Below are 7,457 nucleotides of genomic sequence, written 5' to 3' on the forward strand. Positions count from 1 at the left end.
CCCTGGCCGAGCGCGGCGCGGCCCTGTCCGGCGACATGGTCGCGGAGTTCGAGCGACTGGCGGCGTGGAAGACCTCGCGCGGGATGCGCTCGCGCGTCGTGACGGTGTCGGACATTGTCGGGGGAAAATTCGGCGATTTGACTCAAGGCGGGTTCGCGCGCGATCTGCAGGAGGTTTTGCGGAATTTCATCAAGCACGCCCACGCGAACTGGGATACGCTCTACGCGCTGCTGGCGGGCGACCTGAACGTGGTGCCCATACGCCAACTCGCCGGTTCCAGCACCTACCACACCATCGGCTGCGCCCGCCACGGCACCAACCCGCCGCCCGCCGCCCGCTGCCATGTCATTGCCGCCAAGCCGCTGGTAAAGCTGCGACCCATGTTCACGCCTCAGCGCACGGACCCGCTGTCGACGATGCACGGCGGTCTGCGAATCCCCTTCGACCGGGAGGCGGGCGCAGGCCGCCTGGGCTGGTACTACACGTCGGAGGCCGACTTCACGACGAAGGACGAGGGTTTCGCGCGGCTGGCGGCGGGCCAGTCATCCAATTTCATCATCGTCGAAGGGCCGGCATCCGTGATCGATGACGATTACTACTGGTTTCGCGACGTCAACAGCATCCCGTCCGACCTGTATTACGCCAGTCTTGTGGGCCCCGGCTACGCCAAACCCGGCAAGCACGACTTCGACGGCAACAACAACGGTCTCTATGGCCAATACCACTGGAGCGGCGGCAGCGACCAGACCCTCGACGCCGTCGACCTGTGGTCCGACGTCTGGGTCGGACGGGCGTCCGTCGAAAGCGGCGCCCGGGCAATGGCTTTCGTGGACAAGGTCCTGACGTACGAGCGGCTCGAGACGCCCGACGGTGAAAGCGGTGTCGATGCGACCTACCTGCAGAAGGTGCTGTACGCGTCGGCCTACTGGGGGCGGGAGTTTCAATCGCGGCAGCCGGATACCTCGATACCGCCGGCGGAGGGCAATTTCACGCACGCCGCCGCTTCGAACGCGACCAAGGTACGCACCCGCTTTGACCTGACGCTGTCCGGAACAACGTCTTCGCATCGCTTGGTTGCGCGGCTGGCAAGTTCGCAGGTGGTTGTGCCTTACAATACGGCGGCAAATGCCGCCAACCTCGGCTGGTATTTTGCGGCGAGCGATACCTACGCAACGCAAAGCGCGACCCCGACGCGTTTTGTCAGAGTGCTCGGTCCGGAAACGGACATCGATCCCGGTTTCTTCTTCTGGGACCCGATGGGTCTGGAACTGGCCGCCCAGGAAAAGGAAAACCTGCGCGTGCTGATGAACGGCTGGTATCCCTCGTTCGCCACCGTGGAAAGGCATTACGAGGATTATTTCGATTTATCGCCCCCCCCGCCGCTGGTTCCGCTGGAAGCGCCGGTGCTCCGGGGCGCCTTGAACAACGGCGTTCATTTCACCAGCTTGACCGGCCACGGGTGGTCCGGAGGATGCTGCGGTATCAATACATCCTCTCAACCGGATTTCAGCAACGACAGGAAGTATTTCATCGCCTTTGCGGACTCCTGCTCGACGGCCCGCCCCGACGGCGTCGACTCGACCGCCGAGGTCGCAACCGTCGATCCGGACGGCGGCGCGGTGGCGTATGTGGGCAACACGCGTTACAGCTGGATCGGCATCGGCGACAACTATGAACAGTTCTTCTGGGGAAAACTGAGCATGCTGGGCCGAACCGGACCCGCCGCCGGTCTGCGCCTGGCCACCGGAGCCATACACGTGCTCTGGACCGTCTATGCGCAGACGCTCTTCGGCGATCCCGAGATGCCGGTGTGGACGGACGTGCCCCAAACCCAGGAGGTCGCGCACCCGGCTTCGGTTGCCTGGGGCGGCACCGTCAACGTCACCGTGCGCAGGCTGGGGTCTCCCGTCGCCGGCCACCGGGTGACCCTCATGGGGGGATGGACGGATTCGTCCAGGCGGCCCGTCGTCTATGAATCCAAGACGACCAACAGTTTCGGCCAGGCCGGTTTCCAACTGCCGTCATCGGGAGCGCCGGTTGGGATGCTGACGATTACGGTGACGCAGTGGAATATGAAACCCTACACCGGCCGGATCAGCGTGACCGTATGAAATGACGGCGTTTTGGGAGCCGATGCGGATGTACGCGGCCGGAATTTCAGGGCCGGCCAGATCAGCATCATGACGGATGCCGGAACCGTGACGGGCACCGATTCCTTCGTCGTTCTGTAACACGGTAAAGGAGGGTATCATGGCTTTTGACATTTATCCTAGCACTCTGACGCAGCCCTTAAGCGTTGCGGCAAATACGACCAGCCCGCCCCAGTCTTTTGCCGAGCAAGTCATCATCGGCGGGAACCTCGGTCCCTTCGGCCTGTTCGACGCCATGTTCATCCGGGTGGCCATGCTGAACCCCGCCGTCCCCTGTCTGACGCCGGGCCCGCCGGCCCCCACCATCATTCTGTCGGCGGACGGCGGAACGCCGGTCGAGGTTCCCGCCTCGCCGACGACCGCGTCGATCTTCAACGGATCGGCCGTCCACGTGGCCGACGCCAATGTTGTGGCCGAGGCCAACGGCGTCTACTTCGTGGAGGTCTTCTTTCAGGCCACGGGCAGCGCCTGGGATCTCCGGATCCGCAACAACAACCTGGTAGACACCCGCGAGTTCATCTGGGTAGTGGCGGAGACCAACCCCGAGGCCAGCCAGCCGTGGCTGGATGTCTCCGCCACCACCTCCCCCGCCGGAGAGCTCGACTGGGACGCCCTCATCGGGGCGCAGATCCTGGTGAATCAGACGGAAAATCACACACTGCAGATCGCCAACCGGGGCACGGGGCCTCTCACGATCACGAGCGTGCCGGGTCAGATCGCGGCCTCCGAGTTCGAGATCCTATCGGTTCCCGCAGACCCCATCACCCCCAACGCCTGCGGGGACATGGTGATCGCCTTCACCGCCCCGGCCACGGCGGGGGAGAGCGTCGAGACCTTCAGCCTCGCCAGCACCGACGGCCTGGCCCTCGACAACCCCGCGACCTTCCACAACCGCGAGGTCACCCTTCGGGCGACACACGGGAAGCTCGAGATCATGTACCTCCTGGACACCTCGGGCAGCATGGCCTGGTCCCCCGGCGGCAACACGCCGCCCGCCAACCCCAACGAGTCCCGCTGGGGCCGCCTCAAAAGCGCCGCCAAAGCGAGCCTCGCCCTCCTGGGGGATTTCGCCGACGGCGCCGGCCGCTTCGGGATCAGCATGTTTCCCGACATCACCGTCTCCCCTGTTCCGGCGGCCAGTTCCGCAGATTTTTACCCCCCCGCGGACATCAACGCCGCAAACGTCGGGGATGCCGACGCCAGCCTGGACGATCATACCCCGTATAGGGGGGGGACCCCCATGGGGCACGGCATCGCGAGGGTCATCGGCGAGAACGGCTCCGGGAACTTCGAGGAGTCTTCCGACGCGTTGCAGTACAACCGCCGCTGGATGATCCTCATGACCGACGGGGCTCACAATTCCGGGCCGCCGGATCCAGCGGATTTCTATAAACCTAGCGAGGGGAGTGGATGTGGGATTGAAGGAACCGCACTCGACGGCCGATCCTTTGTGGACAAGGGGGTCCGTGTCGTCACCGTGGCCTACGGCGACGACACGGGAACCGACGTGAACCACGATATCCTCAATACCCTGGCATGCAAGTCCGACGGCCTGCCCCTGGATGCCGGGGTCAACGACCTCGACCCCATCGATCCCCTGGCCAAGGCCATGCGCGCGGCAGTCGTCGAAGGGCTGAATCTGACCGTTGCGAACGATCCCGTGGGCTACCTGACGAAGGCGTCGCCGGAAAAGCGGGCCCAGATCCAGGTGACGCCCTACGACAGCAAGGTGAGCTTCGTGGTGGACTGGAACACCTTTGATAATGATGAGCAGGTGAACGTGCAGCTCCTGACGCCCACCTGCGAACTCATCACCCCGAAGATCGCCAAGGTCACCCCGGATATCGCCTATCACAGCCATCCCTACTACAGGATCTACACCATCGGGGAAAAATATCTGAAAAATGCCGCAAGCCCCCAGGAACCGCGCTACGGGGCCTGGACCCTGATCCTCTCGAGCAGGCGCGTCGAAGGCAGGATGGGTGAGGCCTACCAGTACGAGGTGCTCATGGCTTCCCGGCTCAAACTGAAGCTCGATTTCGACCGGAAGGTCTACTATGCCGGGGACGCCATGGGCTTGACCGCCGCCGTCACCCTGGACGGCAAGCCCGTCTCCGGGGCGGCCATGACCCTCCATGTCACCGCGCCCGGCCAGTCTCCTATCAACTGGCTGGCCCAGGCCCATGTGACTGCCGGGGAATACTCGAATGCCGCCGAGCGGTTCCATAACCACGACATCACGACCCTGGGCATCAAGTCTTTCGCCCTTCGCGAGAAAGGGCTGGTGTTTGACAATTTCAAACAGTCCAATACCATCCCCATGACCGAGGACGGCCATACGGGCCGCTACACGGCGACCTTCGGCAATACGGCGGTCACGGGCGGCTACAAATTCTACGTGACGGTGACCGGCCAGACCGAAGAGGGCGTGGCCTTTCGCCGGGAGATTCAGCGTCAGGCGAGGATCGGCGTCCGGCCAGACCCGAAATTCACCCTGTTCGACGTCATCTACACCCGGGTGATCAAGGCCGGGCGTCCGGTGTACCTGGCCGATATCCGCGTCTGGCCCCGGGACCGCTTCGGCAACCTGGTGCTGACGGATATCGGGGTCAATCCCGGCGTCGCCCTGTCGGTCCGGGGCGGTGAGTTCACCGGACCTCTCGCGGGCAACCTCGACGGCAGTTATTCACGCCAATTGAGATATTCGGTATCAACGCGGCCGGTCATCAGCCTGAACGTCGCCGGATCCGATATCGTCGCACGGTTTGAGGCGGCGCCCCTGGACGACCTGGTGTGGGCGGACCGCATCTTCGATTTCCAACTGGGCCGCGAGGCCGAAAAGGGCGCCAACCGGCACACGGACCCGAGGCATGCGCTGGGGGAGGTCACGACCCGGAAAGAGGAGGCTTTTGTCTCCCTGGGGGCATTCGGGTCCCTCGCCGTCGGCATCAAGGACCGGATCCTCGAGGGGCGGGCCGAGGACGACGTCGTTGTATTCGTCAAGCCCGATGAAACGCTCCGGCCTTATGCCGTGGAAGCCCTGCCGGCGGACAGCCGGAACAAGTGGATCTCCATAGGCCGGTCGGAGGGGATCACGCAGTCCTTCAGCCTGAAGAGCGCAGGCGTCAAGGCCGCGACGGCCATCCGCATCGTCGACGCGGGCGGCCGAACCCTCACCCGGGGGTTCAAGCCGAGCCCCACGCCGGGGGTCAGCATCCTGGGCGTCGGGTTCGGGCGGTCGTCCCTGAAGTCCCATCACTGGCTGGGCGGCATCCACATCAGCCGGATCGACGGCATCAGCAACAAATATGTCAACACCTTGAAATTCGAAGGAATCGAGACTATCGCCGACCTGGCCGACATGGACCCGACGGCCCTCGAGGGCGCCCTGCCCATGATGCGGATGGTGGAGGTGCAGACCAAGGCCCGCCTGGCGCTGCGCACCGCGGCCGCCATCGAGCCGGTGCCCGGCCTCGAGCGGGCCACGGTCTGGGCGGTTCTCACCACGTCGCAGCAAAAGCTGGCAGCCAAGGCGGGGGCGTCGATCGAAGCCATCAGCCGTCTTTATGACCAGATCAGCACCCTTCAGCTCGCCCTCGACAACCGCTATCTGCAGGAGTTGACCATCGGCGAGCTGGTGCGCGCCAGGTAGCCGCGCACCAGGAACGGGCCGCCTCATGCCGCGGGTGAATCCACGGCGCGACGGGAAAGGATAACAGATCATGCGGGGAACCTACAGGGATGTGGTGCGCGATCCCTTCGGCCGGACTCTGGCCGACAGCGGCTGGAGATCCAACACCATCGTTCTTGCGGCCTGGCCGCTCATGGCCGGGCTCCTGAAAAACGATCCCTCCCTCCGGGGCATCCTCTTCTGGGCGGTGGGGGGCGGCCTTTCGGCATGGGACGCGGTACGCCCGCCCGCCGATATCACCGCCGCGCGACTCGCGGAGGAATTCGACCGCATGCCGGTGGCGCCGGAGGCCATGGTCTATATCGGAGCCGACGGCCGTCCGTCCGGGGTGCCGACACCCTGCATCGAGGCTGCCGTCGTCTTCACCTGGGGGCGGAATCTTGTCCTCAGGGAATTCGGCCTCTTCGGCGGGGATGCCACTGAAACGCCGGGCAGCGGGATCCTGATCAACCATGTCATCCACCCCCGGATGGAGATCGCCGCCGGCCGGACATTGACCCGCCGTCTCCGCCTGACGCTGTGTCCGGATATCGGACCCGAATGGCACGCCGTTCCGTCCCACTGGCTGGGCCGGGAGACGGTGGAGTGGATCGACGGCGTGGGCGGGGCATCCGCGGGCAGCCTCAACCGGGCCGGCATTTTGACGATCCGGGCACTGGCCGTCATGGTCCCGGTCCACCTGGACGAGAACGTGTCACTGATGCGGGCGGTGGGACTCCGGGCCAAGGCCCGCATGGCCCTGCGCACGGCGGCGGGCCTGACGCCCGTTTCGGGGCTGAACGACCGGACCGTCTGGGATATTCTTGCCACCCCGACCGCTACCCTGATCGCCGAATCCGGGGCCGCCGCAGACGAAGTTTTCCGGCTGCAGGAACATACCGGCGCCCTGCAGATGGCCCTTGACAACCGCTACCTCCGGCAGGTGACCGTCGGACAGATGGCGCAGCAGGGGTGAACGCCATCGCGTCGGTGCGTTGATTGACATGCATCATTGTGCGGAAAAAACTTTTCCCTATGAACGACCTTCGGCCGAAGTTCGGCAGGAAGGAGGCGAGGATGGGATTTCAAACCAAGACCAAGAGGAAAAAAACCGGATGCGGTAAGCATTCGACACGCCCCGGCCAATCGACCCGTACCCTTGAGCCGAAGCACAACATTCTTGAACTGCAGCGGATGATTGGAAATAAAAGCGTCTCGGGCCTTCTGCAAGCCGAATGGCAGGCGCAGGAAGCCGAACGCCCCGACAAACCGTTCAGCACAACGGATGCGGACCCCGCACGGGGCTCATTTCTCACCCCGGCGGTTCGGCAGGTGATATCCGGGGGCGGAAGGCCCCTCGACCCTGAATTCCGCCGGGAGGCTGAAGCGCGTTTGGGCCAGGACTTCAGCGCCGTAAGGGTGCACACCGGCCCCGACGCCGCCCGTTCCACGGATGACATCGGTGCCGCCGCGTATACCCTTGGTGAACACATTGCCTTTGCCGGCGGCGGATTTCGGCCGGAGGATCCCGCAGGCCGCCGGGTGCTGGCCCATGAACTGGCCCACGTGGTGCAGCAGCGCCGGGGCGGCCTCCGACCCCCCAGCCCTGCCCGGAACGGCCACCTTGAGCAGGCGGC

4 protein-coding genes are annotated in these 7,457 nt (G+C 64.8%); all 4 read left to right on the forward strand.

What is annotated here, in order from left to right:
- Positions 1–2,111: C25 family cysteine peptidase (locus ACEW8N_RS14660; protein WP_373500582.1), on the forward strand; the 2,111-nt coding region annotated here is incomplete at its 5' end.
- A 139-nt stretch (positions 2,112–2,250) separates the two neighbouring features.
- Positions 2,251–5,802: a hypothetical protein gene (locus ACEW8N_RS14665; RefSeq protein WP_373500583.1), complete on the forward strand. Its 3,552-nt coding sequence runs from the start codon at positions 2,251–2,253 to the stop codon at positions 5,800–5,802.
- 70 nt (positions 5,803–5,872) lie between these two features.
- Positions 5,873–6,796: a hypothetical protein gene (locus ACEW8N_RS14670; protein ID WP_373500584.1), complete on the forward strand. Its 924-nt coding sequence runs from the start codon at positions 5,873–5,875 to the stop codon at positions 6,794–6,796.
- 101 nt (positions 6,797–6,897) lie between these two features.
- Positions 6,898–7,457: DUF4157 domain-containing protein (locus tag ACEW8N_RS14675; RefSeq protein WP_373500585.1), on the forward strand; the 560-nt coding region annotated here is incomplete at its 3' end.

The sequence above is a fragment of the Desulfococcus sp. genome (assembly GCF_041737845.1).
In the GTDB taxonomy this organism is placed as follows: Bacteria; Desulfobacterota; Desulfobacteria; order Desulfobacterales; family Desulfococcaceae; genus Desulfococcus.

Excerpts from the sequence above, each read along its gene's own strand:
- ACEW8N_RS14665 (WP_373500583.1), top strand. The coding sequence starts at position 2,251 with ATGGCTTTTGACATTTATCCTAGCACTCTGACGCAGCCCTTAAGCGTT.
- ACEW8N_RS14670 (WP_373500584.1), top strand. The coding sequence starts at position 5,873 with ATGCGGGGAACCTACAGGGATGTGGTGCGCGATCCCTTCGGCCGGACT.